Source organism: Streptoverticillium olivoreticuli subsp. olivoreticuli (assembly GCF_003391135.1).
GTDB classification, from domain to species: Bacteria; Actinomycetota; Actinomycetes; order Streptomycetales; family Streptomycetaceae; genus Streptomyces; species Streptomyces blastmyceticus.
The window spans coordinates 5418875-5444174 of sequence record NZ_CP031455.1 but is presented as its reverse complement, the minus strand read 5'-3'; the positions used below and the strand labels follow the sequence as shown (position 1 = coordinate 5444174).

Below are 25300 nucleotides of genomic sequence, written 5' to 3'. Positions count from 1 at the left end.
CCCGGTCCGCAAGCTCCCCCAGCTACCGCTGGGAGGTGCCCCCAACGGGCTGAAATCGGCCCGTCCGGCGCTTGCGGGCACGGGGGTCACGCCAGCAAGCCCAGGCCCGTCGACGCGATCAGCGAGCGCATGACCTCCGACGTGCCCGATGCGAGGGTGAGGCCCACCGAGTCCCGGTAGGCCGCCTCGCCCGTGCCGTCGGAAGGTGCCCGGTCGTCGTGCCGGGTGAGCGCGCCGTCCAGCCCCGAGAGGTCGAGCTGGGCCTGTGCCACCTCCTGGGCGACCTCGGAAGTGACCAGCTTGGCCATGGCGTTGTGCACGTCGTCGCTCGCGTGGTCGCCGAGTTCGGTGACCGAGCGCCAGGCGAGCAGCCGGGCGGCCCGCACCCAGGAGTCGAGCTCCACGAGCCGCGGCCCGTGCACCGGGTGGTCGAGCAGCCCGGTGTCGGCGGCGTGCCGCAGCAGCACGTCGAACCAGCGGCACGCCTTGGCCTCGAACTCGACGCCGGTGCGCTCCAGTCCGAGGACGCTGTTGATGACCTCCCAGCCGCCGTCGACCTCGCCGACGACGTCGTCCTCGGTGACCCGGATGCCGGTGAGGGTGACGTCGCCGAACCGCTCGTCGCCGAGGTTCCACAGCGGGTCCACCAGGACGCCCGGGGTCTTCAGCGGCACGACGAAGAGCGTGATGCCGTGGTACTTCACCTCGGACTCGGACGTGCGGGCGGCGCACAGCGCGAAGTCGGCGAGGTGCGACTTCATGCTGTAGACCTTGCGCCCGTGGATGCGCCAGCCGTCGCCGTCGGGCTCGGCCCGGGTCTCCAGGGCGGCCAGGTCGGAGCCGACGGCGGGCTCGCTGAAGAGGATGCTCGCGGCGCCCTCACCGCGGGCGATCCTCGGCAGGAGCCTGCTCTTCTGGGCGTCCGTGCCGTACATCATCAGGGCCAGCCCGACGATGTCGATGCTCAGCGTGTGCACGATGTCGGGGACGCCGTGGGCGATGAGCTCCTCCGTGAGGATCGCCTTGTCCTGGATGGTCCCGCCCAGCCCGCCGTACTCCTCCGGCCAGTTGACCGCGAGCCAGCCGCGCTCGCCCAGCCTGCGGTAGACGTCGAGCAGGCCCGCTTCCCCGCCCCGCGCGCCACGGACCGCCGCCACCTCGGCGCGGACCTCGTCCGAGCACAGCAGCGCGCAGATCCGCTCGCGGAACTCCCGCTGCTGTGCCGTCGGCTCCAACTCCACTGTTCCACTCCTCCTGTTCGAAGCCTGCTCGAAGACTGCTCGAGGACTGACTGACCGCTACCTGCCCGTCGCCGCGTCGAGGGCCCGCCGTACCGCGCGGGCCAGCTCCTCGACGTGCGGCGGCTGGAGCATCGTGTAATGGGTGCCGGGGACCTCGACGTGGTCGGCCCCGCGCCCGGCCAGCTCGCGCCACAGCGCCACCGGGACGTTGTCCTCCTCGGCCGCGCCGAGCAGGGTGATCCGGGCGTCGATCGGGCGCGGCGTGTGGGTGCGCACGGCATGGGTGGTCGCCAGGAACACCCCGATCCGGGCGCCCAGTTCGTCCCGTACGCCCTCGGGGACCAGGCCGCTCTCCTCCAGCAGCCGCACCACGTGGTCCGACTGCTCGTCCTCGGTGAGCGTGCGCAGGTGCGCGAGGCCGACGTCGGGCACCGGCCGCTCCCGCAGGTGGGCCAGGTCGTGGACGAAGGAGGCCAGTTGCCCGGCGTGGTCGGGCGCGCCCTCGTCGGCGCCCTCGCCGGGAGTCGCCGTGTCGAAGAGGACGAGCGCGCCGACCTCCTGCCCGGCGTCCCGCAGCTGTGCGGCCATCTCCGCCGCTATGGCACCGCCGACGGACCAGCCGCCCAGGTGGTACGGGCCTTCCGGCTGCACCTCGCGGACGGCGGCGACGTAGAGGGCCGCGAACTCCGTCAGCGTGCCCGGGGTCGCGCCGCCGTCGAGGCCGGGCGCCTCCAGGCCGTGGAACGGCTGATCGTCGCCGAGCAGCCGGGCCAGCGGGATGTACGGCACCGCGGCGCCGCCCGCCGGGTGCACGCAGAAGAACGCCGGGCGCGTGCCCCCGGTGTTGAGGGGCACGAGGACGGACGGGCCCTGTACGGCGGGCGCGGCGTGCTCGTCGATCAGTGACGCGATGCCCCGCACGGTCGGCGCGAGGTAGAGGCGGCGCACCTCCAGCGTGACGCCGAACTCCTGCTTGACGGCGGTGGTCAGCCGGATCAGGTTGAGCGAGTTGCCGCCGAGGCCGAAGAAGCTGTCGTGCACGCCGAGGCGGTCGCCGTCGACACCCAGCAGACCGGTCCACAGCGCGGCGAGCTTCCGCTCCGTGGGCGTCGCGGGCGGGGTGTGCCCCTGCTCGCCCTGTGCCTCGGGCAGCGGCAGCCGCTTCTGGTCGACCTTGCCGTTGGCGGTGAGCGGCAGGGCGTCCAGCAGGACGACGACCGAGGGCACCATGTGCAGCGGCAGCCGGTCGGCGACGTCCTGGCGGACGCGCTCGCCGTCGAGCCCGGGCGCGCTGTCCGGCTCGGCCACCACATAGGCGACCAGGCGGGCCTGCGGGGTGCCCGGGTCCTGCACCACGACGATGCCCTGGCGCACGGCGGGCAGGCCGGTGAGCGCGTGCTCGACCTCGCCCAGTTCGATGCGCAGGCCGCGGATCTTCACCTGGCGGTCGGCGCGGCCGAGGAACTCGAGGTTGCCGTCGGGCCGCCAGCGGACCACGTCACCGGTGCGGTACATCCGCTCGCCGGGCTCCTGCGCGAAGGGGTCGGGCAGGAAGCGCTCCGCCGTGAGGTCGGGGCGGCCGAGGTAGCCGCGCGCCAGCCCGGTGCCGGCCACGTACAGCTCGCCGGGGACGCCGACCGGCACCGGCCGGAAGGCGGCGTCGAGGACGTACGCCCGGTGGCCCGCCATGGCGCGGCCGATCGGCGGCGCCGAGGTGAGGCCCTCGGGCGGGCAGAGATAGTCGACGCAGGCGACGGTGGCCTCGGTCGGGCCGTAGCCGTTGTGGAACTCGCGGCCGGGCGCGCTCCACCGGTTGACGAGCTCGGCGGGGAACGCCTCCAGGCCCACGAAGAGCACCCGCAGCGCGGTGAGCGGCGCCGGGTCGAGCAGCCGCAGCACGGCCGGGGGCACGTCCGCGACGGTCACCCGCTCCGCGCGCAGCAGCTCCTGGAGCGCGTCCGGGTCCAGCAGCCGCTCGCGCGGGGCGCCGATGACGGCCGCGCCCGAGCAGAGGGCCGCGTAGAAGTCGAAGACGCTGACGTCGAAGGCGGGGTTGGCGAACTGCAGCAGCCGGTCGTCCGGGGTGATCCGGAACAGCTCGCGGACGCCCTCCACGAAGTCCACCGCGGCCCGGTGGGAGATCAGCACGCCCTTGGGCTTGCCGGTGGACCCCGAGGTGTAGATGACGTACGCGAGGTGGTCGGGGCGGACGTCGACGGCGGGCGCCTCGGCGGGCAGGTCCGCGAGCTCGCCCGCGGCGTCGTCCATGCACCAGTGGTCGACCGGGCCGGTCACCAGGTGGGCCAGGTCCTTGCTGGTCAGTACGGTGCGGACGCCCGCGTCGGCGAGCTGGTGGGCGATCCGGTCGGCCGGGTACTGCGGGTCGATCGGCAGCCAGGCGCCACCGGCCTTGAGGACGGCCAGCTGGGCGACCGGCAGGTCGAGGCCGCGGTCGAGGAGTACGCCCACGACCTGGTCGGGGCCGGTGCCCCAGCGGGTCCGCAGCAGGTGGGCGAGCCGGTTGGCGCGGGCGTCGAGCGCGGCGTAGTCGAGCTGCTCGCCCTGGAAGCGCATGGCGACGGCGGCGGGGCGCTCGGCGGCGTGCCGGGCCACGAGCTCGTGCAGCAGCGCCTCGTCCGCGGGCCGGGCGACCGGGGTGGGGTTCCACTCGCGCAGGACGCGGTCCCGCTCGTGCGCGGGGAGCACCTCGAAGCCGTCGACGCGGGTTTCCGGCGCGGCGACGGCCTGCTCCAGGACGCTGTGGAAGTGCTCGACGAGCCGCTCCATGCGGTCGCGCTCGAAGAGGTCCGTGGCGTACTCGATCCAGATGCCCAGGTCGCTGCCGGGCCGGTCGACGACCTGGAAGGCCAGGTCGAAGCGCGAACTGCCCTGCTGGACGGGCAGTTCCTCGACCTCCAGGCCGCCGAACGCGAAGGCGCCCACGATCGACCCGGTGAGCAGGGTGAAGCTGATCTGGAAGAGCGGGTTGCGGCTGGGGTCGCGCTCCGGGCGCAGCTCCTGCACCAGGGTGCCGAAGGGGACGTCCTGGTGCTCCAGGGCGCCGAGGACGCCGCGGTTGGAGCGGGCGACCAGCTCGCCGAAGGTGGGGTTGCCCGTCAGGTCCGGGCGCAGCACCAGGGTGTTGGCGAAGAAGCCGACGAGCGGGTCCGTCTCGGGCCGGGTGCGGCCGCTGAAGACGGAGCCGAGGGACAGCTCCGGCTGGCCGGTGTAGCGGCCGAGCACGACGGCGAACGCGGACAGCATCACCGAGAGCAGCGAGGCGCGCTCCTTGGCGGCGAACTCCCGCAGCCGCTCGCCGAGCTCCGCCGGCAGGTCGCGCTCCAGGGTGGCCCCGGCCCAGGTGGGCTGCGCGGGGCGGGCCCGGTCGGCGGGGAAGTCGACGGTCGGCAGGCCGTCCAGGGCGTTGCGCCAGTAGGCCACCTGCCCGGCGGGCGCGTCGGTGGTGAGCCACCGCTGCTGCCAGGCGGCGAAGTCGGCGGGCTGCACGGCGAGTTCCGGGAGCTCGGCCGGGGTCCCGGTGCGCTCCGCCTCGTACAGCGCGGCGAGCTCCTCGGTCACCCGGCCGACGGACCAGCCGTCGGTGACGATGTGGTGCATGACGAGCAGCAGCACGTGATCGCCGTCGGCGACCTTGAAGAGCGAGGAGCGGAAGACCGGGCCCGTCTCCAGGTCGAACGGGCGCCTGGCCTCCTCGTCGAGGAGCCGCCGCAACCGCTCCTCGCGGTCGCCTTCGGCCCCGAGGCCGGTGACCGGCAGCGGCCGGGGAGCCGGGTCGTCCACCGTCTGGAAGGGCACGCCGCGCTCACCGCCGAAGCGGGTGCGCAGGCTCTCGTGCCGGGCGACCAGGGCGGTCAGCGCGGCGGTGAGCGCGGCGGTGTCGAGCTCACCGCGCAGCCGCAGCGCGAACGGCACGTTGTACACCGGGAGTTCCGGTGCCACCTGGTGGAGGAACCACAGATAGCGCTGCTGCTCGGAGACGGCGAGCTTGCCGTCCCGGTCCACCGCGACGATCCGGTCGCGCTCCGCCTTCTCCGCGCGCTTCTGCCGCAGCTTCATCTCCAGCAGCTTGCGCTTGACGTCGGAGAGGCCTGCCGTACCCGCGGTGCCTCGCTCTGTTTCAGCCATGTCCCTCGTCAACCTCGTACTCGTTCGCCTGCGGCCGCGGTCAGCGGTGCTCTTCGCCGGCTTCCTGGTGTTCTTCGAGCAGGCGCAGCGCCTCCTCGTCGGTGAGCGCGTCCGCGCCGGACAGCAGCTCCTCCTCGACGATCGCCGTCAGGCCCGAGACGCTGCCCTCCGTGAAGATCACCGGGAGCGGGACCTTCACGTCGAAGGCCTTCTCGATGCGGGTCATCAGCTGCACCGCCTGCAAGGAGGTGCCGCCGAGCTCGAAGAAGCCCTCGTCGGGGTCGATCTCCTCGGCGGTGACCTTGAAGACGTCCTGCCAGATGGCGGTGAGTTCGTCCCGCACCGGGTCGGCGCCCGCGCCGTCCTCCGCGCTCACAGGCCCGCCTCCGCCCGCTCGGCCTCGGCGATCTCGGCGGCCTTCTCCCACGGCGTGCGGTGCTCCATGGACGCGGCGTAGCGCGTCCACACCTCGCGGTGCTGCCAGACCTTCTCGAAGGCGTCCGCGTAGGCGGAGAGCAGCGGCCGGGCGTCGGGCGACAGGTGGGCCTTCTGGATGGCGAAGGAGTCGTCGATGACGGCCAGCGTGACGGGCTGGTCCTCGGCGCGGTACTGCCGCGCCTCGACACCCGGCAGCTGCCAGGGGAAGCCGCCGTAGCCCAACTGCTCCTGGAAGACGCGCTGCTGTGGCAGCGACATCATCTGGTAGTGCCCGGCGGGCACGCCCTCGGCGCGCAGGGCCCGCATCAGCGAGGCGCGCAGCGGGCCGGCGAGCGAGGCGTCGAGGCCGAGCGCCGCGGGGTCGACACGGAAGCGCAGGATGTGCCAGGCGTGCGTGCGGTCCTCGGGGACGTACGGGGTGAGGAGGCCGGGCAGGGCGGAGAGCCGGTCCAGGAAGTACCGGACGTTCTCGTCGCGGATCTTGGCCTCTTCGGGGAGCCGCTCCAGCTGGCTGCGCGTGAAGGCCGCCTGGATGGCGTTCGGCTTGTGGTTGAAGCCGAGCATGTGGCCAACGTAGGAGCGCTCGCCCTGCTTGGGGATGAGCTCGCCGAACTGCCGCAGCATCAGCGCGCGGCGGGCCAGCCGGTCGTCGTCGGTCGTGATGAGACCGCCCTCGCCGCAGGTGGCGAGGTTCTTGCTGACGTTGAGGCTGAAGGTGTTGATCGCGCCCAGCGAGCCGACCGCACGGCCCTGGTAAAGGGCGCCGTGCGCCTGGGCGGCGTCCTCGACGACGGGGATGCCGTGCTTGTCGGCGACCGCCAGGATCTCCGTCATGTCGACGGGCAGGCCGTGCAGGTGGACGACCACGATGGCGCGGGTGCGCGGGGTGATCGCGGCCTCGACGGCCTCCGGCGTCACGTTGAACGTCCGCGGGTCGATGTCGACGAAGACGGGCACCGCGAGGATGTGCAGCGGCGCCACGGCGGAGGCGATGAAGCTGAGCGCGGGCACGATCACCTCGTCGCCCGGCTGGATGTCGAGGGCGCCGAGGGCCACGGAGATCGCGGCGGTGCCGTTGCTGACCATGACGCAGTGCTTGGCGCCGACGGCCTCGGCCCACTCGCGCTCCAGCGACTCGATCTCCTGCTCGCCCGAGGACGCCGAGGTGAAGCGGCCGCTGGCCACGGCCCGCACGACCGCCGCCTCGTCGGCCTCGGTCACCCGCGGCCAGGCCGGGATGCGCAGCGAGCGCGGGACGGACCGGGCGCCGCCCTGCATGGCGAGCTTGTCGGGCGACCTGGTGGCCCCCTGAGATGCGGCAACAGCCATTACAGTTCCGCTCCTTCGTGTGCGAGTCCTGCCAGCACCTGTTCCAGGTCCTTCAGGAGGATGTGGGCGCGCCTGGTGAAACGCGCCGCGCCGAGCCCCTCGGACTGCGTGAGCGCCGCCATGATCCGGATCGCGGACCAGTGGTGGGCGATCCGCTCGACGGCCCGGCCCTGCTCGGTCAGGCCGGGGTGGTCGAGCGCGCGTCCGGCGAGGGCCAGCCAGTCGGCGTGGACGGCCGTGTTGGCCAGGGCCGCGCCCGCGACGACGAACAGTTCGTCGCGTACGGTCTCGCCCGCCGCGAGCCGCTTGCCCATGTCGGCGAAGAACGCGGTCAGCCCGTCGAGGCCCGCGTATCCGTCGCCCTGCGCGGGCTCGTGGTAGCCGCGCAGGTTCCGCTCGACGACGTCGCGGATGTGCGGCCGGTCGAAGGCGGGGAAGTCCTCGGGGTTCGCGTCGAGTTCGACGGACAGCCAGCGGTTGCCTATGTGCACGTCCGTGAAGAACATGTCCCGGTCGTGCACCGCGGCGTTGCCCGAGTCGCGGGAGGCGGTCAGCTGCCGGAGGGTGATGTCCCCGTGGAAGTGCGGCGGGATGGCGTCGAGGACGTGGACGGTGCCCGCGTCCTCGTCGAAGCCGTGCACGATCACCATGTGGTTGGAGTGCACGTCCCGGTAGGCGGGCCGGAAGGGCAGCTCGAAGTTGTCCACCGCGACGGCCACCGGCCGCCCCGCCCCGACCTCGGCCCGGACCTGCGCCCAGCCCTCGGCGGCGTCGGCCGGGCTGTGCCAGACGGAGCGCACCGGGTGGTACGGGGCGAGCGCGCCGAGCAGCGACTCACCGGGGGCACGGGGGTAGAAGTACTCCTCGCGCCGTATGTCACCGGGCAGGTGGCGGAAGCGCCAGGCGGCGCCCAGCGTCTCCAGCGGTGCCACACCGCGGTGCTCCAGCAGGGTCGCCATGCAGGCGTGCAGGCAGCCGGCCAGGTCGTGGCGCCAGCCGCGCACGTCGTCGATGAGGGTGGTCACTCCGCTGCCTCCGGCGGTGTCGTGGGCGCGAGGGTCATCGCGAACACATGGATCGCGGGGTTGTCGGGCAGCGTGAGCGCCGTCAGCTCCCGCTGCCGGGTCACGGGTACGCGCTGCCGCCAGATGGTCGGCCCCATGGAGCGCTGGACGTGCCGGGGGTAGTGCAGCCGCGTGCAGGAGAAGGCGGCGCTCTCCCCGAAGCGGGCCCCGGTCTGCGGCCAGAAGTCGGAGATCCGCAGCCACTCCGGGTCCACGGACCCGTCCGTGTAGTGCAGTTGGACGAAGTCCTCGGTGCGCCGCTCGGCGGCGGCCAGGACGTGGATCCAGTCGTAGCGCCCGGCGGGCAGCTCCAGGAGCTGACCGGCGCAGCGGACGTTGTCCGGCGCGCCCGCGGCCGGGGCCGGGAAGCGGAAGGGGATGCCGTCGACGGTGATCTCGCCGCCCGCGGGCAGCTCCTCGGCCGGGAAGGTGTTGCCCCAGATGTTGAACGCGCCGTCGGACAGCCGGTCCTCGGTGGTGATGCCGGTGTTGTTGGCGAACGCCGTCAGGTCCAGGCGCGTGGGCGTCGTGTGTGCGGTCTGTGTTCTCAACTCGGACTTGCTCCAACGGTTCCGTGAACGGAGGGTGCGGCCGGCACCGGCCGGTGCGTCCGGCCCGGGGCGAGGCGCAGGACGGCCCGCAGCCCGGGGTGGAGGGTGCGTGGCATGAGGTGGGCGGGCACGCTCTCCCGGCCGCCGGGGAAGGCGAAGATCTCGTGCCCCGGCGTCCCGGAGCGGCCATGGACGCCCGCGAGCCCGGTGAGCAGCGCGGTCAGCCGGGCCCGGCCGTCCTCGCCCGCGCCGGGCCAGACGTCCAGCCCGGCCGCGCCCGGGACCCCGGCGCGGTCGCAGGCCCGGTCCAGCAGCTCCGACGGGCGCCCGGCCGTCTCGACGGCGGCCAGCAGCCGCCCGTCCGCGGGCAGCCAGACGATCGCCGGGTCGGACGGCCCCAGCGGGTCGTCCACCAGGGGCAGCGCGCCGGTGTGCGGCGGTGCGCCGGGGACGCGTTCCAGCGTGGTCTCGGACAGCGGCTTGTCGGCGGCGGACCAGTGGCGTACGGCCCGGAAGCCCAGCCGGCCGTAGACGCCCGGCAGACAGCGCTCCACGACCGCGTCGAGCCACAGCCGCGGCACGCCCTGCGCCAGGGCCGCCTCCTCGACGGCCGTCAGCATGGCGCGGGCGATGCCCTGGCCCTGCCGGACGGGGGCCACGGAGACGCGGTGGACCTCCCAGCCCGCCGCCCCGTGGTCGGTGACCCGCAGGGCGCCGGCGAGCCTGCCGTCCGGTCCGGTGGCCAGCCACACCCGGGTGCCGCGCTCGATGTCGCGCAGGACGGCGGGTTCCGTCTCCCGCGCGCCGTCGGGGACGGGCAGGCCGGGGTAGGGGTCGGACAGCGCGTACGCGGCCCGCGTCAGCCCCGCGACCGGGCCCGCCCAGCGGGCGGCCGCCGCGCGGCCGGGAGGCAGCGGCGCCACGTCGACGGCGGTGGTCGCCTCACTCATGGTCGCGCAGCAGTTCGTGGAAGCAGTGGGCGCCGAACTCCAGGTCCTCGACGGCGATGCGCTCGTCCGCGACGTGCAGCATGTCGCGGTACGACGTGCCGGTGGACTGGCGCAGCGGCAGCCAGCCGTAGGTCTCGATGCCCAGCTGCGGGAAGAGCCGCGCGTCGGTGGACGCGGTGGTCACCATGGGGATCGGCACGCCGCCCGGGTCCTGCTCGCGCAGCACCCCGGCGAGCCGCTCGTAGAACGCCCCGAGCTTCGGCTGCGGCATCTGCTCGCCCTCGACGAGGACCTCCAGGTCCATGTCGACACCGGACTTCGCGCGCAGTTCGGCGAGGAAGCCGGGGGTGCCGAAGTCGCCGGGCAGCACCCGCCCGTCGAGCTCCACGGAGATCTCGCTCGGCAGCACATTGGTCTTGGTGCCGCCGTGGATCACCGTGGCGTTGACGGTGTGCTGCACGATCGAGCTCAGGTAGCGGATGTCGCGCTCGTCGAAGCCGTCGAGGGCGGAGGTGTCGGCCGGGTCGGCGCGGAAGGCCGCGATCCGGCGGCCCTCGCGCTCCGGCAGGACGCGGGCCAGCTCGGCGAGCATGGTGTCGACGGCCGGGGTCAGCACGGTGCCGAGCCCGCCGCCGTCGATGGCGCCGAGCAGCCGGGTCAGCTTGTACGCGGCGCCCGCGCTGCCGGTGACCCGGGAGGCGTGCCCGGCGATGCCGCGCAGCACGGCACGCACCCACACGGCCCGCTTCTCGGCGACCACGATCGGGTGGAAGCGCACGTGACCGCCGAGGCCCAGGCTCGCGCCGCCGTCCTCGCCGATCGCGTAACGGACCCCGGCGAACACCTCGGGGTGCTCGTTCACGAGGAACTTCGCGCCCGCCGCGCTGCCCGCCTCCTCGTCGCAGACGACGGCGAGGAGGACGTCACCGGCGGGCGGGGTGCCCGTGGCCCGCAGCCGCAGCACGGCGTCGAGCATCATGGCCAGCTGGCCCTTCATGTCGACCGCGCCGCGCCCCCACACCTCGCCGTCCACGAGCTCGCCGCCGAACGGCGGGCGGCTCCAGCGCTGGTTCTCGGTGGGTACCACGTCGACGTGGGCGTGCAGCAGCAGCGGGGGCGCCTCGCCGCGGCCGGGCAGCCGGGCGATCAGGTTGGGCCGTGCGGGTTCGCGGCCGAGCAGGCGCGTCTCCAGCCCGGCGGCACGGAGCAGTTCCGCCACGTACCGCACGCAGGCGGCCTCGTCGCCGGGCGGGTTGGTGGTGTCGAAGCGGATCAGCCGCTGGGTGAGCGCGACGGCGCCGGGGTTCTCCAGGGTGCTCATGTCCGGTCGGCCTCCGTCTTCGAGGGGGCGAGGGCGGCCAGGTCGGCGGCCAGCTCGGCGACGAGCGCCTCCGGTGCGTCCAGGAAGGCGTAGTGGCCGCCGTCCAGGAGGACTTCGCGGGTGTCGCCGTCGGGGGCGTACTCCCGCCAGCCGGCCGTCATCTCCGCGGGGATGACGGTGTCCTCGCGCCAGCCGATGGTGGTGAGGGTGGTGGGCAGCCGCAGCGGCGCGTCCAGCCGGTAGCGCCGGTTGGCCTCGATGTCGGCGGAGAGGACGTCCACGCCGAGGTCGACGAGGTCCGGGTGGGGTTCGCCGCCCATGGCCCGGGTCAGCGCGATGAGCTCGTCGGCGAGCTCGTCGTGCCGGAGGCCGAGCAGCCGGCCGTACGGGCCCTCGTGCGGGGCCACCTGCGAGGAGAGGAAGAGCCGGTCCGGGACCCGCTGCCCCCGGCGGGCCAGTTCGGCCGCCGCTGCGAAGGCGGGCAGGGCACCGCTGCAGTGCCCGAAGAAGGCGAACGGGCGGTCCAGGTGGGGTTCGAGGCCCTCCAGCAGCCCTTCGGTCAGCTCCTCGTACGTGCCGAAGTGCGGCTCCCGCAGCCGGTTCTCCCGGCCCGGCAGCTGGACGAGGCACACCTCGGCCGGCCCGATGGTCCGCGGCCACTTGGCGTACATCGACGCGCCGACACCCGCGTAGGGGAAGCAGAAGACGCGCACGGGACTGTCGTCCTTCGGGCGGCGCAGCAGCCATTTCGAGGGACGTCGGTCGGAAGTCATCCTTCACCTCATGTCGGACGGCGGAACGGGCACCGGCGGCGGGTCGCGGTGGTCGGCGGCGGGCGGTACGGCCGGGGTCAGCCCGCCGCCGACCCCTCGATGGCCTCGGCGAGTTCGGCCACGGTCGAGCTCAGGTAGAGGTCGCGGGGGCGGAGCTCCACGCCGTGCCGCTCCGCGACGTGGGCGACGATCCGGGTGACCATCAGCGAGTGGCCGCCCAGCTCGAAGAAGTCGTCGTCGACGCCGACCTCGTCCAGGCCCATCAGCCCGGCCCAGAGCGCGGCGAGTTCGCGCTCCAGCGCGGTGCCCGGCGCCCGGAAGTCGGCGTTGGTCTCCGGCCGCTCGCGGATCTCGCGCGCCTCCAGGGCGGCCCGGTCGACCTTGCCGTTGCGGGTCAGCGGCAGGGCGTCGACGCGGGCGAGGAGCGAGGGGACCATGTAGGGCGGCAGGGCGGCGGCGACGGCCTCGCGCAGCCCGGCGGGCAGGACGCTGTCGTCGGCGACGAAGAAGGCGACCAGGCGCTTGCCGGACTCCGGGTGGGTGTGGACCACGACGCAGGCGTCCTTGACGCCCGGCCGGCCCACCAACGCCGCCTCGATCTCGCCGGGTTCGATGCGGAAGCCTCGCACCTTCACCTGGTTGTCGATCCGGCCGAGGAACTCCACCACGCCGTCGGCGCGGCGGCGGACGAGGTCGCCGGTGCGGTACATCCGCGCGCCGGGCCCGGCGGCGTACGGGTCGGGCAGGAAGCGGTCGGCGGTCAGGTCGGGGCGCCCCACATAGCCCCGGGCCACCCCGGCCCCACCGGCGTAGAGCTCACCGGTGGCGCCGTCGGGGACCTCCCGCAGCCGCTCGTCGAGCACATGGACGGTGGTGCCGGTGACGGGCAGACCGATGGGCACGGGCCCGTCGCCGACCGGCTCTTCCATGATGTGGCAGCAGGTGAACGTGGTGTTCTCGGTGGGTCCGTAGCCGTTGACGACCCGGACGCCGGGCAGCGCGGCGAACGTCGCGTTGATGTGGTGGGGCGAGAGGACGTCCCCGCCCGCCAGCAGCTGCCGGACCGTGGTCAGCCGGGCGACGGGCCCCTCGGCCATCTGGTGGAAGAGCCCGGCGGTCAGCCACAGCACGGTGACGCCCTCCTGGACGACCGCGTCGGCGAGCTCGTCGAGGGAGGGCTCCCCGGGCGGGAGGATCGCGAGCCGGGCACCGCTGAGCAGGGGCGCCCAGATCTCCAGCGTCGACGCGTCGAAGGCGAGCGGCGCGAACATCAGGAAGGCGTCGTCGGGCCCGGCCGTCAGGAAGTTGTTGCGCTGGACGAGGCGGAGCACGGCGCGGTGCGGGACGCACGCGCCCTTGGGCGCGCCGGTCGAGCCGGAGGTGTACGCGACGTAGGCGGCGTGGCCGGGGCGCACCTCTGTGCCGAGGGCGGTGGCGGGGAGCCCGGAGAGCACGGTGCGGTCGAGCTCGGGGTCGTCGAGGACCACGGTCCGGGCGAGCCCGGACACCTGCGGAAGGAGGCGTTCCTGAGTGAGGATCAGGTCCGGGCCCGCCTCCTTCACCAGGGTCGCGTGGCGCTCGCGCGGCTGGCGCGGGTCGAGCGCGACGTAGTGGCCGCCCGCCTTGAGGATCGCGAGAAGGGCGACCACGGTCTCCACGGACCGCTCCGCGCAGATGCCGACCGGGCTCTCCACGCCGACGCCCAGGGCGCGCAGGTGGTGGGCGAGCCGGTTGGCCCGCGCGTCGAGCTCCGCGTAGCCGACCCGGGTGTCCCCCGAGGAGATCGCCACCGCGTCCGGGGTGGCCGCCGCGCACCGCTCGAAGGCCGCGTGCACGGATTCGGCCGGGTGCACCGATTCAACGGTCGTTGTCATTCTCGAACCCTTTGCGCATTTTCCACGGTCGGTCGGATCAGCTACGCAGGCTCAGCGGCCGCAGGTCCTTCCACACGGTGGATATCCGGTCCAGACACGCCTGCCGGTCACCGGTGAAACCTATTTCGTTCCAGCCCGGCGGAAGTTCGCGTCCGGCGGGCCAGATCGAATGCTGGTCCTCGTGGTTGACGACAATTGTCCAAGAATCCAGCGCCGCTTCGGCAGCCTCAGCCATGGTCGACCCTCTGGTTTATCCGCAGTGATATCGCCAGAGCGTAGGCAGGGCCGCCGTAATGCCGCATCCACTCCGCGGTTGACCTGCCGGGCGACCACCCGTCGACCCGGGCTCCCTCACGTCAACGCCCGGCTGACGGCCGTCCAGATCGTCTCAACACGCCTCGGCCGGGCTCTGCATCAGACCGGCCCGGTAGGCGAAGGAGACGAGCTGGGCCCGGTCCTTCAGGTCGAGCTTGTTGCGCAGCCGGTGCAGGTGGGTGCGGATCGTGCTGACCCCGATGCACAGCTCCGTCGCCACCTCGTCGATCGACATCCCCCGGCCGATCAGCGTGAGCACCTGGCGCTCGCGCGAGGTGAGCGAGCCGACCGAGGGCCGCAGTTCGGCGGCCGGCCGCAGTTCGCGGCCGCGGAACCACTCGACGAGGCGGCCCGCCACCTCGGAGGCCAGGGCGGTGCCGCCGCGCGCCACGGTCCGCACGGCGCTGGCGACCTCCTCGCGCTTGGCGTCGCCGATCAGCACCCCGTTGGCCCCGGCGTGCAGCACCTCGGTGATCACGTCGTCGGCGCAGTCCATGCTGAACACCACGGAGCGGGGGGCCGGCACGTCGCCGTCGTCGAACCGGGCGAGCCGGCGGATCAGCTCGATCCCGGACATCCCCTGGAACTTGATGCCGGTGACGACCACGTCGGGCCGGTGCGTGCGGATGAGCATCAGGGCACTCATCGCGCTGTCCGAGACATCGACGACCTCGATGTCCTGGGCGGCCTCCAGGAAGGTCTTCAGCCCATTTCGAATGATCGGCGTCTCATCACAGATGACCACTTTGATCGCCACCGCGCCCCGCACCCCCAGGTTACGTAATCCCATGGCAAAGCGGTGACCATCCGCAGGGCGGTACGCCAACAAGTGCAACAGAATTGGCTCACCACGCGGCCGACCACTCGTTCTGCCTTTTATCACAAGGCCGCAAAGCACCCAGAAACGCGGTGTCCCCCGCAGCACCGCTCGTCAATCTACTTCATGGAGCCAGACGTCCGGAGTCCGTGGAGGGCGTGACCAAGCTCACCGAAAGGCCCGCCGGGAGCGGAAAACGGGTATATACATCGGGCCATTCAGGCAATTATCCGGCTGCGCTGTTTTGCCAAGGATTCCGCCAGTTGGATGGCCTTCACACGGATCTCCGGGATGGCGGCGGTTTCCCATGAGTTGCCGCACCGCGACGGCCCCGGCGTCCACATGGGACGCCGGGGCCGTTGTCCGCCGCGGCCGGACCGCCGGGGATCCGAAACGAACTGTTCATACTCGCGAAGGCCGTTGTGGGCCCGGCCGTGCCGGGCCCACGGGTCACCCCGCGGTTCCCGCCATGCCGGCGGCGAGGGTGGTGCCGTCGGCGGGGTCGATGAGGAGGAAGGAGCCGGTGTGGCGGGAGTCGGTGTAGGTGTCGAGGGCGAGGGGTTCGGCGGTGCGGAGGGTGATGCGGCCGATGTCGTTGGTGGTGAGCTGTCCGGGGTCGGGGTGCTGGGAGAGGTCGTCGAGGGTCAGGCGGGAGGGGATGGCCTTGACGACCGCTTTGACGGTGCGGGTGGTGTGCTTGAGCAGGACGCGCTGGCCGGGGGTCAGGGGGCGGTCGGCGACGTGGCAGACGGTGGCCTGGACGTCCTGGGTGACTGCCGGGGCGCCGGTGGTGGGGGCGATGGTGTCGCCGCGGGAGACGTCGATGTCGTCGGTGAGGGTGACGGTCACGGACTGGGGTGCCCAGGCGGTGTCGGTGGCGCGGCCCAGGGCGTCGATCCCGGCGATGGTGCTGGTGCGGCCCGAGGGCAGCACGGTCACGGGTTCGCCGACGCGGAGCACGCCGGAGGCGATCTGGCCGGCGTAGCCGCGGTAGTCGGGGTGTTCGGCGGACTGCGGGCGGATCACGTACTGGACGGGGAGGCGTGCGGGGTCGGTGGAGGGGTCGTGGCCGGTGGGGACGGTCTCGAGGTGTTCGAGGACGGTGGGGCCGCCGTACCAGTCCATGTGTGCGGAGGGTTCGACGACGTTGTCGCCGGCGAGTGCGGAGATGGGGATGGCGGTGACGTCGGGGATGCCGAGGGAGGCGGCGTAGGAGGTGAACTCGGCGGCGATGGCGGCGAAGACGGGCTCGGCGTAGTCGGCGAGGTCCATCTTGTTGACGGCCAGTACCACGTGGGGGACGCGCAGGAGGGCGGCGACGGCGGCGTGGCGGCGGGTCTGCTCGACGACGCCGTTGCGGGCGTCGACCAGGACCACGGCGAGCTCGGCGGTGGAGGCGCCGGTGACCATGTTGCGGGTGTACTGCACGTGGCCGGGGGTGTCGGCGAGGATGAACCGGCGCCGGGGGGTGGCGAAGTAGCGGTACGCGACGTCGATCGTGATGCCCTGCTCACGCTCCGCCCGCAGCCCGTCGGTGAGGAGGGCGAGGTCGGGTGTTTCCTGGCCGCGCCGGCGGGAGGCGTCCTCGACGGCCTCGAGCTGGTCGGCCAGGACGGACTTGGAGTCGTGCAGCAGCCGGCCGACCAGAGTCGACTTGCCGTCGTCCACGGAACCCGCCGTCGCGAAACGCAGCAGGGTCGTGGCCTGCTGCCCGGTGGTGCTGGTCATCTAGAAGTACCCCTCGCGCTTGCGGTCTTCCATCGCGGCCTCGGACATCTTGTCGTCGGCGCGCGTCGCGCCCCGCTCGGTGAGCCGGGAGGCCGCTATCTCCACGATCACCGCGTCGAGCGTCGTGGCGTCGGAGTCGACGGCACCGGTGCAGGACATGTCGCCCACCGTGCGGTAGCGCACCCGGCGCACCTCGACGGGCTCGCCGTCCTTGGGGCCGCCCCACTCGCCCGCGGTCAGCCACATGCCGTTACGCGCGAAGACCTCGCGCTCATGGGCGAAGTAGATCTCGGGGAGTTCGATCTTCTCGCGGGCGATGTACTGCCACACGTCCAGCTCGGTCCAGTTGGACAGCGGGAAGACGCGGACGTGCTCGCCGGGAGCGTGCCGCCCGTTGTAGAGGTTCCACAGCTCGGGCCGCTGGCGCCGCGGGTCCCACTGCGAGAACTCGTCGCGCAGGGAGAAGACGCGCTCCTTGGCGCGGGCCTTCTCCTCGTCGCGCCGCCCGCCGCCGAACACCGCGTCGAAGCGGTGCTCCTGGATGGCCTCCGTGAGCGGGACCGTCTGCAGGGGGTTGCGGGTGCCGTCGGGCCGCTCGCGCAGCACGCCCCGGTCGATGTAGTCCTGCACGGAGGCGACGTGCAGCCGCAGTCCGTGCTCGGCCACCGTGCGGTCGCGGTACTCCAGCACCTCGGGGAAGTTGTGCCCGGTGTCCACGTGCAGCAGCGTGAACGGCACCGGCGCGGGCGCGAACGCCTTCAGCGCCAGGTGCAGCATCACGATGGAGTCCTTGCCGCCGGAGAACAGGATCACCGGCCGCTCGAACTCGCCCGCCACCTCACGGAATATATGCACCGCTTCGGATTCCAGGACGTCCAGGTGCGACAGCGCGTACTGATCCGCGGTGTCCGCAACAGGCGCGAAGGCCGTCGAACGGGTGTCACTCACACCAGACCCCTCTCCGTGAGCAGCGAGTACAGAGCGGCGGCGGACTCCGCCACGGTCTGGGTGTGCGACTCGATCCGCAGATCCGGCGACTCCGGCGCCTCGTAGGGGTCGTCGACCCCCGTGAGACCCGAGATCCGGCCCGCCGCCTGCATGGAGTACAGCCCCTTCACGTCGCGCTCCGAGCACACCTCGACCGGAGTCGCCACGTGCACCTCGAGATAGGCCGTGTCCGAGACCTCGTGGCGCTTGCGCACCGCTTCCCGGGAATCGGCGTAGGGCGCGATCACCGGCACGATCGACTTCACGCCGTTGCGCGCGAGCACCTCCGAAATCAGGCCGATGCGCTGCACATTGGTGTTCCGGTCCGCGCGGCTGAAGCCGAGGCCCGCGGAGATGAACTCGCGGATCTCGTCACCGTCCAGCACCTCGACCCGATGCCCCTCGCCGCGCAGCCGCTCCGCGAGAGCCTTGGCGATCGTGGTCTTGCCGGCACTCGGCAGACCCGTCAGCCACACCGTGGCACCCGTCCGCTCCGGCACGTCGCACGTGCACTGCGTCACTGTCACCTTCCGCACCCCTTGTTCCTCACCGCACCGGTCACGGCATCCGCCCCCATGTCAGCCACCCAGCCGGTGCGCGCGCAGCTTCTCGTAGAACGGTAGGTGGTGTTCCAGGTACTTCGACAGGACGGGGTGTCCGTCCACGTCGACCCGGTCCGCCCGCTCCTTCTTCTCGAAACCGCTGCTCGCGCTCGCGTCCCGGTGCCACTTCTCGGTCGGCGCCCATTCCTCCCGGCTGCCGCTGCGCCACTGGAGCGCCTCGGGGAGGTACGGGATGCGGGCGGCGGCGCAGTACGCCCGCACGGTCCGCTCCGGCGCCTCCACGAGGTCCGCGGCGTCGACCACGGCGGGCACGGTCCCGGTCAGCTCCCGGACGCGCTCGAAGAGCTCGTACTGCGCCTCGAATCCGATCTGGTGCAGCTGCACCTCGGGGTTGATGGCGTGGTACGAGGCGATCGTCTCGCGCGGGTGCCGGATGATGAACGTGTGCAGCGCGTCCTCCGCCAGGAACGGCGGGTCCGCGAGCAGTCCGGGGTAGCGCTCGTCGGTGGTGTCCTTGAAGAAAAGCGGGCCGTCCGCGGCGAGTTCCCGTATACGGGCGAGCAGACCGGCTTCGTCCGCCACCTTCCGGCCGGCCGCGTCCACCGAGCCGAATTCCATCAGGTACGAGAACGGCTCGTGCAGCAACCGGAAATCACCGCGCTCCGACATCATGCGGAAGAATGCGGTGGAGCGGCAGCGTGGAGCGCTCCAGAGGGCCAGAATTCTTGGGGCTTCAGCGGACCGCAAAATGACACTCCTTGCACACTCTTCCGATACTGCACACGGGCGCCTCAACCTAACCTGAACGGTGCGCCAGTAGCAATGGCCGACCGACCGCGGCGGGCCCCGCGGACGGGAATTGAAGCGGGCCGGGTCAGCCTGCCGTTGAGAAGTTGTGGACGCGCGTCGACGCGCCATCAGGAAATGCCAGTCCCGGTCAACGGAATCGACCCGCGCGAATCATCAAACGAGTGGATGCCCGCCCCGGAGCGGGGCCCCTAGCCTTGGTCCGCGCATCAAGTGCATGTCAAGTGCGCGATTCCGCAACAGTGCGATGGGAGAGCAGTTTTCATGGCGAAGTGTCCGGAGTGCGAAGGTTCCGTGGCCCTCATGGAGAACCCCCGGGTGAGTGAGATCGTGGAGTGCGCCGGCTGCTCCAGCGAGCTCGAGCTCATCTCCGTCGACCCGGTGGAGCTCGTGCTGGCCCCGGAGATCGAAGAGGACTGGGGCGAGTGACCTCCTCCACGCGCCCGGGCCCCTTCGTCATGCTCGCATCCCGTATGAGAGCGGATGAGAAGCGGCTTCTCGACGCCTTCGAACGACGGGGCGCCCACTGCGAGTACGTCGACAGCCGGGCGTCGTGGAGTCTTCTGCACGCGCAGCGGCCGCCGCGGCGGATCGTGCTCAACCGCGAGATCGGTCACGCCCGTGCCCTGTACGCCGCGCGCGCCCTGGAGGCGGCCGGCGCCATCGTGGTCAACTCGGCGGCGGCCACCGAGGTCTGCGGTGACAAGTGGCAGACCTCCGTGGCCCTGCGCCGGGCCGGCCTGCCCACTCCGCGCACCGCGCTCGCCCTCACGCCCGAGGCCGCGCTCGACGCCCTGGAGGAGATCGGCTACCCCGCCGTGGTCAAGCCCCTCGTGGGCTCCTGGGGCCGCCTGGTGACCCTGCTGCCGGACCGGCGGACGGCCGAGACGGTGATGGAGTACATCGCCGCCCTCCCGGCCCCGCAGTCGCACATCGTCTACGTCCAGGAACTGATCGCCAAGCCCGACCGCGACATCCGCATGGTCGTCGTGGGCGGCGAGGTGCTCGGCGCCACCTACCGCCGTGGCAGCCAGTGGCGCACCAATGTGGCGCGCGGCGCGACCACGGAGGCGTTCACTCCCTCGCCCGGGATGACCGAACTCGCCGTCATGGCCGCGAAGACCGTGGCGGCCGACATCGCGGGCGTCGACCTGATCGAGAGCGACGACGGCGAGGTGGTGGTCCTGGAGGTCAACCACGGCGTCGAGTTCTCGGGCTTCCAGCGGGCCATGGGCGACCGCGTGGACGTGGCCGACCGGATCGTCGAACATCTCATGACAAGGTCTGAATCATGCTGCGAGTAGCGGTTGTCGGAGCCTCCGGATACATCGGCGGCGAACTCCTACGGCTCCTCATCGGCCACCCCCGCGTGGAGGTGACCGTCGCGACCTCCAACCGCTTCGCGGGCAAGCGGGTGGACGGCCCGCACCCCAACCTGCGCGGGGCGACCGACCTGACCTTCGTCGCCAACGACCGGCTGGCGGAGGCCGAGGGCCGCTTCGACGTCCTCTTCCTGGCCACGCCGCACAAGGAGACCATGGGCCGGATGCCCGAGTTCCTCGGGCTCGCCGAGCAGGTCATCGACCTCTCCGGCGACTTCCGGCTGCGCGACCCGCTGGTCTACGAGCGCCACTACGGCACCCCGCACACCGCCCCCGAGCTCATCCCCACCTTCGTCACGGGCCTCCCCGAGTGGCACCGCGAGGAGATCCGGGAGAGCGACCGCATCTCCGTACCGGGCTGCATGGCGACCGCCGGCATCCTCGCGCTCCGCCCGCTCAGCGAGGCCGGGCTGCTCACGGGCGGCATCCAGGTCGACGCTCGCACCGGCTCCAGCGGCTCCGGCATCTCGGCGGGCTCGTCCAACATCCACGCCGAACGCAGCGGCGCCATGCGGATCTTCGCGCCCAACAGCCACCGCCACCAGGCGGAGATCGCCCAGTCCACCGGGCTGCCGGTCGCCATGAGCGCCACCGGGGTGGAGGCCGTACGCGGCGTGCAGGTGCTCTGCCGCGTACAGCTCACCGAGGGCACGGACGAGCGCGCCCTGCGCCGGGCGTACCGCGAGGCGTACGCGGACGAGCGGTTCGTACGCGTCGTCGCCCAGAAGCGCGGCCTCTACCGGCTGCCGGAGCCGAAGATCCTCTCCGGGTCGAACTTCTGCGACGTCGGCTTCTCGGTCGGCGACGAACCGGGCAGCGCGGTGGTGGTGGGCGCGCTCGACAACCTGGTGAAGGGCGGCTCGGGCAACGCGGTCCAGTGCCTGAACATCCGCCAGGGCTGGCCGGAATCCCTGGGCCTGGAATTCACGGGCCTGCACCCGAACTGACGCCGAATCCAGCCCGTCCGGGGGTCTGGGGGCTTTCCCCCTCACGCGGCGGAGCCGCATATCGGATCCAGCCGGGAAGGGGCGGGGCTGGGGAAAGAACCCGCCACCCCCAGAAGCCGAAAGGCCGAAAAGCATGCAGCACACCACCGTCGTCAAATGCGGCGGCAACGCAGCCGTGGACCCCCTCGCCATCTGCGAGGACATAGCGACAATGACGCACGAGGGCTCCCGCATGGCCCTTGTGCACGGCGGCTCCGCCGACATAGAGAACCTCGCCCACCGCATGAACGTCCCGACCCGCCGCCTCACCTCGCCGGACGGCGTATCCGCCCGTCACACCGACGCCGCGACCCTGGAAGTGGTCCACCTCGCGCTCGCCGGGCTCGCCAAACCCCGCCTCGTCGCCGCCCTCGTCGACAAGGGCGTCTCCGCCGTCGGGCTCACCGGCCTCGACGGCGGCCTGCTGAGGGCCAGGCGCAAGTCCGCGCACCGCGCGATCGTCGACGGCCGGAAGGTGCTGGTCCGCGACGACCACAGCGGCCGCGTGACCGAGGTCAACACGGCTTTGCTGCACACCTTGCTGGACGCCGGTTCGGTGCCGGTGATCTCCCCGCCCGCCCTCGCGGAGGACGGCCGTCCGGTGAACACCGACGCCGACCGCGCCGCCGCGGCCGTCGCCGGGGCGCTCCGGGCGCAGACGCTGGTCCTGCTGACCGGCGCGCCGGGCGTCCTCGCGGACCCGGCGGACGAGAGCTCCGTGCTGGCGGTCTGCGCCGTACCGCCCACCGGGGCGCCGCCGCACGTCGGCGGCGGCATGGGCCTCAAGCTCATCGCGGCCCGGGAGGCACTGCTCGGCGGGGCGCGGCGCGTCCTGATAGCCGACGGCCGCCGGCCCGGCCCCGTACGGGCCGCGCTGGCGGGCCACGCCACCGAGATCGTGATCGCCGACGATCCGGCGGCGACGGACACGACCGACAGGCCCGCGACGGCCGGGGAAGAGGCACGCCGATGAGCACGCCGATCAGCCGCACACCACGAGCGGGCGCCTCCACGTGCACGGAGTCGTACGCGGTCGGCATGCTGCGCCGCATGCTGGAGATCCCGTCCCCCTCGTACGAGGAGGGGGAGCTCGCCGCCTTCCTGGCCGAGAGCATGACGGAGCTCGGCTTCGACGCCCGGGTCGACGAGGCGGGCAACGCCGTCGGCGAGATCGTCCGCGGCGACGGGCCGACGGTGATGCTGCTCGGCCACATGGACACCGTCACCGGCGACCTGCCCGTCTACGCCTCCGAGGGGCGGCTCTACGGGCGCGGCGCCGTGGACGCCAAGACCCCGCTGGCCACCATGGTCTGCGCGGCCGCCACCGCGACGGACTTCCGGGGCCGGGTCGTGGTCGTGGGCGCCGTGGAGGAGGAGACGGCGCTGTCGCGCGGCGCGATGCACATCCGCCGCACCCACCCCAGGCCGGACGCGTTCGTCATCGGCGAGCCGAGCGGCTGGTCGACCGTCGTGCTCGGCTACAAGGGCAAGCTCGACCTGCTCTACGAGGTGGAGTGCGAGGCGACCCACCCCAGCAACCCGCTGCCCAAGGCGACGGAGCTGGCCGCGGGCGCCTGGTCGGCGCTGCTGGAGCTGCTGGGACCGGACGCGGGTCACGGCTCCTTCGACCAGCCGGGCCCCACGCTCGTGTCGATCAACGGCGACATCACCACGGCGAAGGCGGAGTTCAGCATCCGCATCCCGCCCGGCTTCGACCACCACAAGCTCGTGCACCGGCTGAACGAGGCCGTGCCCGAGGGCCGGATCACGGTCGTCAACACCGTCGAGGCGTGCCGCGTGGGCCGTACGGACCCGGTCGTCCGGGCCCTCACGGCCGGCATCCGGGAGCAGGGCGCCAAGCCGTCCATGAAGGTGAAGACGGCGACCTCCGACATGAACACCCTGGCCGAGGTCTGGGACGTCCCGATGGCCACCTACGGCCCCGGCGACAGCAGGCTCGACCACGCGGACGACGAGCACGTCGTGCTGTCCGACTACCTCGGCGGCATCGAGGTGCTGTCCGCCGCCCTGCGTGAGCTCGGCGCCTCCCTCCCGGCACGGGCCACCGCCCCGCACGTATCCGAGGAAAGCTGATGAGTGCCACTCCCCCCACCGGTTCCCCCGCGGGCAGCGCATGGACCGGCGACCTCGCGCCCGAGGAACACGCCCTGCGCGTCCGCGAGCTGATCGTGGAGATGTGCGGCTCCGCGGAGGGAGGTCACCTCGGCGGCTCGATGTCCCTCGTCGAGATCCTGGTGACGCTCTACCGCTCGGTGCTGCGCATCGACCCCGCGGCGCCCGACGACCCCGAGCGCGACGTGCTGCTGCTGAGCAAGGGCCACGGCGCGATCGGCCTCTACGCCGCCCTGGCGGAGCGCGGCTTCTTCCCCGCCGAGGACCTGGCCACGTACGGCAGGCCGGAGAGCCTCTTCTCCGCGCACCCCAACCCGGCCGTGCCCGGCGTCGAGATGCCCACCGGCTCCCTCGGGCACGGGCTGCCGCTGGGCGTCGGCTTCGCCCTCGCGGCCCGGCTCGACGCCTCTCCCCGGCGCACCTTCGTCCTCCTCGGCGACGGCGAGCTCCAGGAGGGCTCCAACTGGGAGGCCGCGATGGCGGCCGGCTCGCTCGGCCTCGGCCGGCTCGTCGCCGTCGTGGACCGCAACAGCCTCCAGATCACCGGCCCGACCGAGAACGCCGTCGCCCTGGAGCCGCTGGCCGACCGCTGGCACAGCTTCGGGTGGAACGTGCACGAGGTGGACGGGCACGACATCGCCCTGCTCCGCGCCACGCTCGACGGCATCCCGTACGACGCGGACCGGCCGACCGTGCTGATCGCGCGGACGGTCAAGGGCCGCGGCCTGCCCTACATCGAGGGACAGGCGCGCAGCCACTACGCCCGCCTCGGCGAGCGACCGAAGAAGCGGGCGCTGGCGATCCTGCGCGCCCAGTCCAGGAAGGCGGCACAGGCATGACCACCGTGGCGACCGAAGCCCACCCGGCCCCGGCGGAAACCGCCCCGGCCCCCGCGATCCCCTCCAGCCGCGAGGTCTACCGCGACCTGCTCGTGGAGTTCCTCGCCGCCGACGAGCGGGTGGTGTGCCTGGACAGCGACACCGGACTGTTCAACGGCGTCGACTTCGGCGGCACTTCCGCCCGCTACGTCAACCTCGGCATCGCCGAGCAGAACCTGATGGGCGTGGCCGCGGGCCTGGCCAAGGCCGGGCGGCTGCCGTTCGTCAACACGATGGCGACGTTCGCCACCACACGGGCGCTGGAGTCCCTGAAGCTGGACATCGCCCTGAACAACCTGCCCGTACGGATCGCCGCCACCCACGGCGGCCTCGCCGCGGGCCACCTGGGCTCCACGCACCACTCGCTGGAGGACCTGGCCATCACCAGGCTGCTCCCGAACCTCACGGTCGTGGTCCCCACCGACGCCGCCTCCACCGAGGCTCTCATCCGGCAGGCCCAGGAACTCCCGGGCCCCGTCTACATCCGCCTGGGCCGCAACGCCACCCCGGACCTCCCGGCCGGCGCCCCGCCCCTGCGGCTCGGCGAGGCCCAGCGGCTGCGCGAGGGCGACGACGTGACGCTGGTGGCCACCGGCCCGTACCCCGTGCTCGCCGCGCTCGAAGCGGCCGGCACGCTCGCCGGCGCGGGCATCGAGGCGGCGGTGCTCAACTTCCACACGGTCAAGCCGCTGGACACCCGGGCGCTGGTCACGGCGGCGCGTACGACGAAGGCCGTCGTCACCGTGGAGGAGCACTGGGCGGCGGGCGGCCTGGGCTCCGCGACCGCCGAGACGATCGCCGAACTCGGCGTCCCCACCCCCGTCCGCCGCGTCGCCCTCGGCGACCACTTCGCACGCGGCACGGGCGGCCAGAGCCACCTCGTGGAACGCAACGGCATCACGGCGACGGCGATCGTGAACCAGGTGACCGAGGCGCTGCGCGCCTGAGGCAGGGGGTCCGGGGGCTTGTCCCCCAGTTGCGGGAAGGGGCGGGCAGGGGAGAAACCCCCGCCCGCCC

Annotated in this window: 23 protein-coding genes; 7 read left to right on the top strand and 16 right to left on the bottom strand. The window is 72.7% G+C overall.

What is annotated here, in order from left to right:
- Positions 1–86: 86 nt before the first annotated feature.
- The 16 genes from DXZ73_RS23960 to DXZ73_RS23885 form a co-directional block, all read right to left on the bottom strand.
- Positions 87–1241: an acyl-CoA dehydrogenase family protein gene (locus DXZ73_RS23960; RefSeq protein ID WP_116213121.1), complete on the bottom strand. Its 1155-nt coding sequence runs from the start codon at positions 1239–1241 to the stop codon at positions 87–89.
- Between the two features lie 57 nt (positions 1242–1298).
- Entirely contained in the window at positions 1299–5387 is a 4089-nt protein-coding gene (locus tag DXZ73_RS23955; RefSeq protein ID WP_116213120.1) for a non-ribosomal peptide synthetase, read from the bottom strand.
- Between the two features lie 40 nt (positions 5388–5427).
- Complete coding sequence (locus DXZ73_RS23950) at positions 5428–5763, bottom strand: acyl carrier protein (RefSeq protein ID WP_162890308.1); 336 nt, start codon at positions 5761–5763, stop codon at positions 5428–5430.
- The gene (locus DXZ73_RS23945; RefSeq protein WP_116213119.1) at positions 5760–7154 is read right to left on the bottom strand and encodes a DegT/DnrJ/EryC1/StrS family aminotransferase; all 1395 of its coding nucleotides are present in this window, start codon (positions 7152–7154) and stop codon (positions 5760–5762) included. Before DXZ73_RS23945 ends, DXZ73_RS23950 begins: the two co-directional genes overlap by 4 nt.
- Positions 7154–8179, bottom strand: coding sequence for a BtrH N-terminal domain-containing protein (locus DXZ73_RS23940; RefSeq protein ID WP_116213118.1), 1026 nt, complete (start codon positions 8177–8179; stop codon positions 7154–7156). Before DXZ73_RS23940 ends, DXZ73_RS23945 begins: the two co-directional genes overlap by 1 nt.
- Entirely contained in the window at positions 8176–8769 is a 594-nt protein-coding gene (locus DXZ73_RS23935; RefSeq protein WP_116213117.1) for a hypothetical protein, read from the bottom strand. The genes DXZ73_RS23940 and DXZ73_RS23935 overlap by 4 nt, the downstream gene beginning before the upstream one ends.
- On the bottom strand, positions 8766–9719 hold the full coding sequence (locus tag DXZ73_RS23930; RefSeq protein ID WP_116213116.1) for a GNAT family N-acetyltransferase: 954 nt from the start codon (positions 9717–9719) through the stop codon (positions 8766–8768). Before DXZ73_RS23930 ends, DXZ73_RS23935 begins: the two co-directional genes overlap by 4 nt.
- Positions 9712–11040: a M20/M25/M40 family metallo-hydrolase gene (locus DXZ73_RS23925; RefSeq protein WP_116213115.1), complete on the bottom strand. Its 1329-nt coding sequence runs from the start codon at positions 11038–11040 to the stop codon at positions 9712–9714. Before DXZ73_RS23925 ends, DXZ73_RS23930 begins: the two co-directional genes overlap by 8 nt.
- The gene (locus tag DXZ73_RS23920; RefSeq protein ID WP_116213114.1) at positions 11037–11813 is read right to left on the bottom strand and encodes a thioesterase II family protein; all 777 of its coding nucleotides are present in this window, start codon (positions 11811–11813) and stop codon (positions 11037–11039) included. The genes DXZ73_RS23925 and DXZ73_RS23920 overlap by 4 nt, the downstream gene beginning before the upstream one ends.
- Positions 11814–11890: 77 nt before the next feature.
- The gene (locus DXZ73_RS23915) at positions 11891–13687 is read right to left on the bottom strand and encodes a non-ribosomal peptide synthetase (protein ID WP_205519213.1); all 1797 of its coding nucleotides are present in this window, start codon (positions 13685–13687) and stop codon (positions 11891–11893) included.
- 37 nt (positions 13688–13724) lie between these two features.
- A complete protein-coding gene (locus DXZ73_RS23910; RefSeq protein WP_116213112.1) occupies positions 13725–13922 on the bottom strand; it encodes an MbtH family protein in 198 nt (65 codons plus the stop codon).
- Positions 13923–14075: 153 nt separating this feature from the next.
- The gene (locus tag DXZ73_RS23905) at positions 14076–14792 is read right to left on the bottom strand and encodes a response regulator transcription factor (RefSeq protein WP_205519212.1); all 717 of its coding nucleotides are present in this window, start codon (positions 14790–14792) and stop codon (positions 14076–14078) included.
- A 477-nt stretch (positions 14793–15269) separates the two neighbouring features.
- The gene (locus DXZ73_RS23900; protein ID WP_116213111.1) at positions 15270–16547 is read right to left on the bottom strand and encodes a sulfate adenylyltransferase subunit 1; all 1278 of its coding nucleotides are present in this window, start codon (positions 16545–16547) and stop codon (positions 15270–15272) included.
- Positions 16548–17495, bottom strand: coding sequence for a sulfate adenylyltransferase subunit CysD (gene cysD / locus DXZ73_RS23895; RefSeq protein WP_116213110.1), 948 nt, complete (start codon positions 17493–17495; stop codon positions 16548–16550). It lies immediately after the preceding gene.
- Positions 17492–18061, bottom strand: a complete 570-nt coding sequence (gene cysC, locus DXZ73_RS23890; protein WP_240351467.1) for an adenylyl-sulfate kinase — start codon at positions 18059–18061, stop codon at positions 17492–17494. The genes cysD and cysC overlap by 4 nt, the downstream gene beginning before the upstream one ends.
- A gap of 51 nt (positions 18062–18112) precedes the next feature.
- A complete protein-coding gene (locus DXZ73_RS23885) occupies positions 18113–18844 on the bottom strand; it encodes a sulfotransferase family protein (RefSeq protein WP_275898587.1) in 732 nt (243 codons plus the stop codon).
- Between the two features lie 324 nt (positions 18845–19168).
- On the opposite strand from DXZ73_RS23885, the gene lysW reads away from it, so the two are divergent.
- From lysW to DXZ73_RS23850, 7 genes are all read left to right on the top strand, one after another.
- Positions 19169–19333 (top strand): lysine biosynthesis protein LysW, encoded by a 165-nt coding sequence (gene lysW / locus DXZ73_RS23880; RefSeq protein ID WP_116213109.1) that lies wholly within the window; start codon positions 19169–19171, stop codon positions 19331–19333.
- Positions 19334–19362: 29 nt separating this feature from the next.
- Positions 19363–20208, top strand: coding sequence for a RimK family alpha-L-glutamate ligase (locus DXZ73_RS23875; RefSeq protein ID WP_275898618.1), 846 nt, complete (start codon positions 19363–19365; stop codon positions 20206–20208).
- Entirely contained in the window at positions 20196–21233 is a 1038-nt protein-coding gene (argC, locus tag DXZ73_RS23870; protein ID WP_116213108.1) for an N-acetyl-gamma-glutamyl-phosphate reductase, read from the top strand. The genes DXZ73_RS23875 and argC overlap by 13 nt, the downstream gene beginning before the upstream one ends.
- A 133-nt stretch (positions 21234–21366) precedes the next feature.
- Positions 21367–22245, top strand: a complete 879-nt coding sequence (locus DXZ73_RS23865; protein ID WP_116213107.1) for a [LysW]-aminoadipate kinase — start codon at positions 21367–21369, stop codon at positions 22243–22245.
- Positions 22242–23366 carry a M20/M25/M40 family metallo-hydrolase gene (locus DXZ73_RS23860; RefSeq protein WP_116213106.1) on the top strand — a complete coding sequence of 375 codons (1125 nt, stop codon included), beginning with the start codon at positions 22242–22244 and terminating at the stop codon, positions 23364–23366. Before DXZ73_RS23865 ends, DXZ73_RS23860 begins: the two co-directional genes overlap by 4 nt.
- On the top strand, positions 23366–24244 hold the full coding sequence (locus DXZ73_RS23855; protein WP_116213105.1) for a transketolase: 879 nt from the start codon (positions 23366–23368) through the stop codon (positions 24242–24244). Before DXZ73_RS23860 ends, DXZ73_RS23855 begins: the two co-directional genes overlap by 1 nt.
- A complete protein-coding gene (locus DXZ73_RS23850; protein ID WP_116213104.1) occupies positions 24241–25230 on the top strand; it encodes a transketolase family protein in 990 nt (329 codons plus the stop codon). Before DXZ73_RS23855 ends, DXZ73_RS23850 begins: the two co-directional genes overlap by 4 nt.
- Positions 25231–25300 lie beyond the last annotated feature (70 nt).

Coding starts and splice junctions, on each gene's coding strand:
- DXZ73_RS23955 (WP_116213120.1), bottom strand. CDS start 5,387: ATGGCTGAAACAGAGCGAGGCACCGCGGGTACGGCAGGCCTCTCCGAC.
- DXZ73_RS23945 (WP_116213119.1), bottom strand. CDS start 7,154: ATGGCTGTTGCCGCATCTCAGGGGGCCACCAGGTCGCCCGACAAGCTC.
- DXZ73_RS23930 (WP_116213116.1), bottom strand. CDS start 9,719: ATGAGTGAGGCGACCACCGCCGTCGACGTGGCGCCGCTGCCTCCCGGC.
- DXZ73_RS23925 (WP_116213115.1), bottom strand. CDS start 11,040: ATGAGCACCCTGGAGAACCCCGGCGCCGTCGCGCTCACCCAGCGGCTG.
- DXZ73_RS23920 (WP_116213114.1), bottom strand. CDS start 11,813: ATGACTTCCGACCGACGTCCCTCGAAATGGCTGCTGCGCCGCCCGAAG.
- DXZ73_RS23915 (WP_205519213.1), bottom strand. CDS start 13,687: ATGACAACGACCGTTGAATCGGTGCACCCGGCCGAATCCGTGCACGCG.
- DXZ73_RS23910 (WP_116213112.1), bottom strand. CDS start 13,922: ATGGCTGAGGCTGCCGAAGCGGCGCTGGATTCTTGGACAATTGTCGTC.
- DXZ73_RS23905 (WP_205519212.1), bottom strand. CDS start 14,792: ATGGGATTACGTAACCTGGGGGTGCGGGGCGCGGTGGCGATCAAAGTG.
- DXZ73_RS23900 (WP_116213111.1), bottom strand. CDS start 16,547: ATGACCAGCACCACCGGGCAGCAGGCCACGACCCTGCTGCGTTTCGCG.
- lysW (WP_116213109.1), top strand. CDS start 19,169: ATGGCGAAGTGTCCGGAGTGCGAAGGTTCCGTGGCCCTCATGGAGAAC.
- DXZ73_RS23875 (WP_275898618.1), top strand. CDS start 19,363: ATGCTCGCATCCCGTATGAGAGCGGATGAGAAGCGGCTTCTCGACGCC.
- argC (WP_116213108.1), top strand. CDS start 20,196: ATGCTGCGAGTAGCGGTTGTCGGAGCCTCCGGATACATCGGCGGCGAA.
- DXZ73_RS23865 (WP_116213107.1), top strand. CDS start 21,367: ATGCAGCACACCACCGTCGTCAAATGCGGCGGCAACGCAGCCGTGGAC.
- DXZ73_RS23860 (WP_116213106.1), top strand. CDS start 22,242: ATGAGCACGCCGATCAGCCGCACACCACGAGCGGGCGCCTCCACGTGC.
- DXZ73_RS23855 (WP_116213105.1), top strand. CDS start 23,366: ATGAGTGCCACTCCCCCCACCGGTTCCCCCGCGGGCAGCGCATGGACC.
- DXZ73_RS23850 (WP_116213104.1), top strand. CDS start 24,241: ATGACCACCGTGGCGACCGAAGCCCACCCGGCCCCGGCGGAAACCGCC.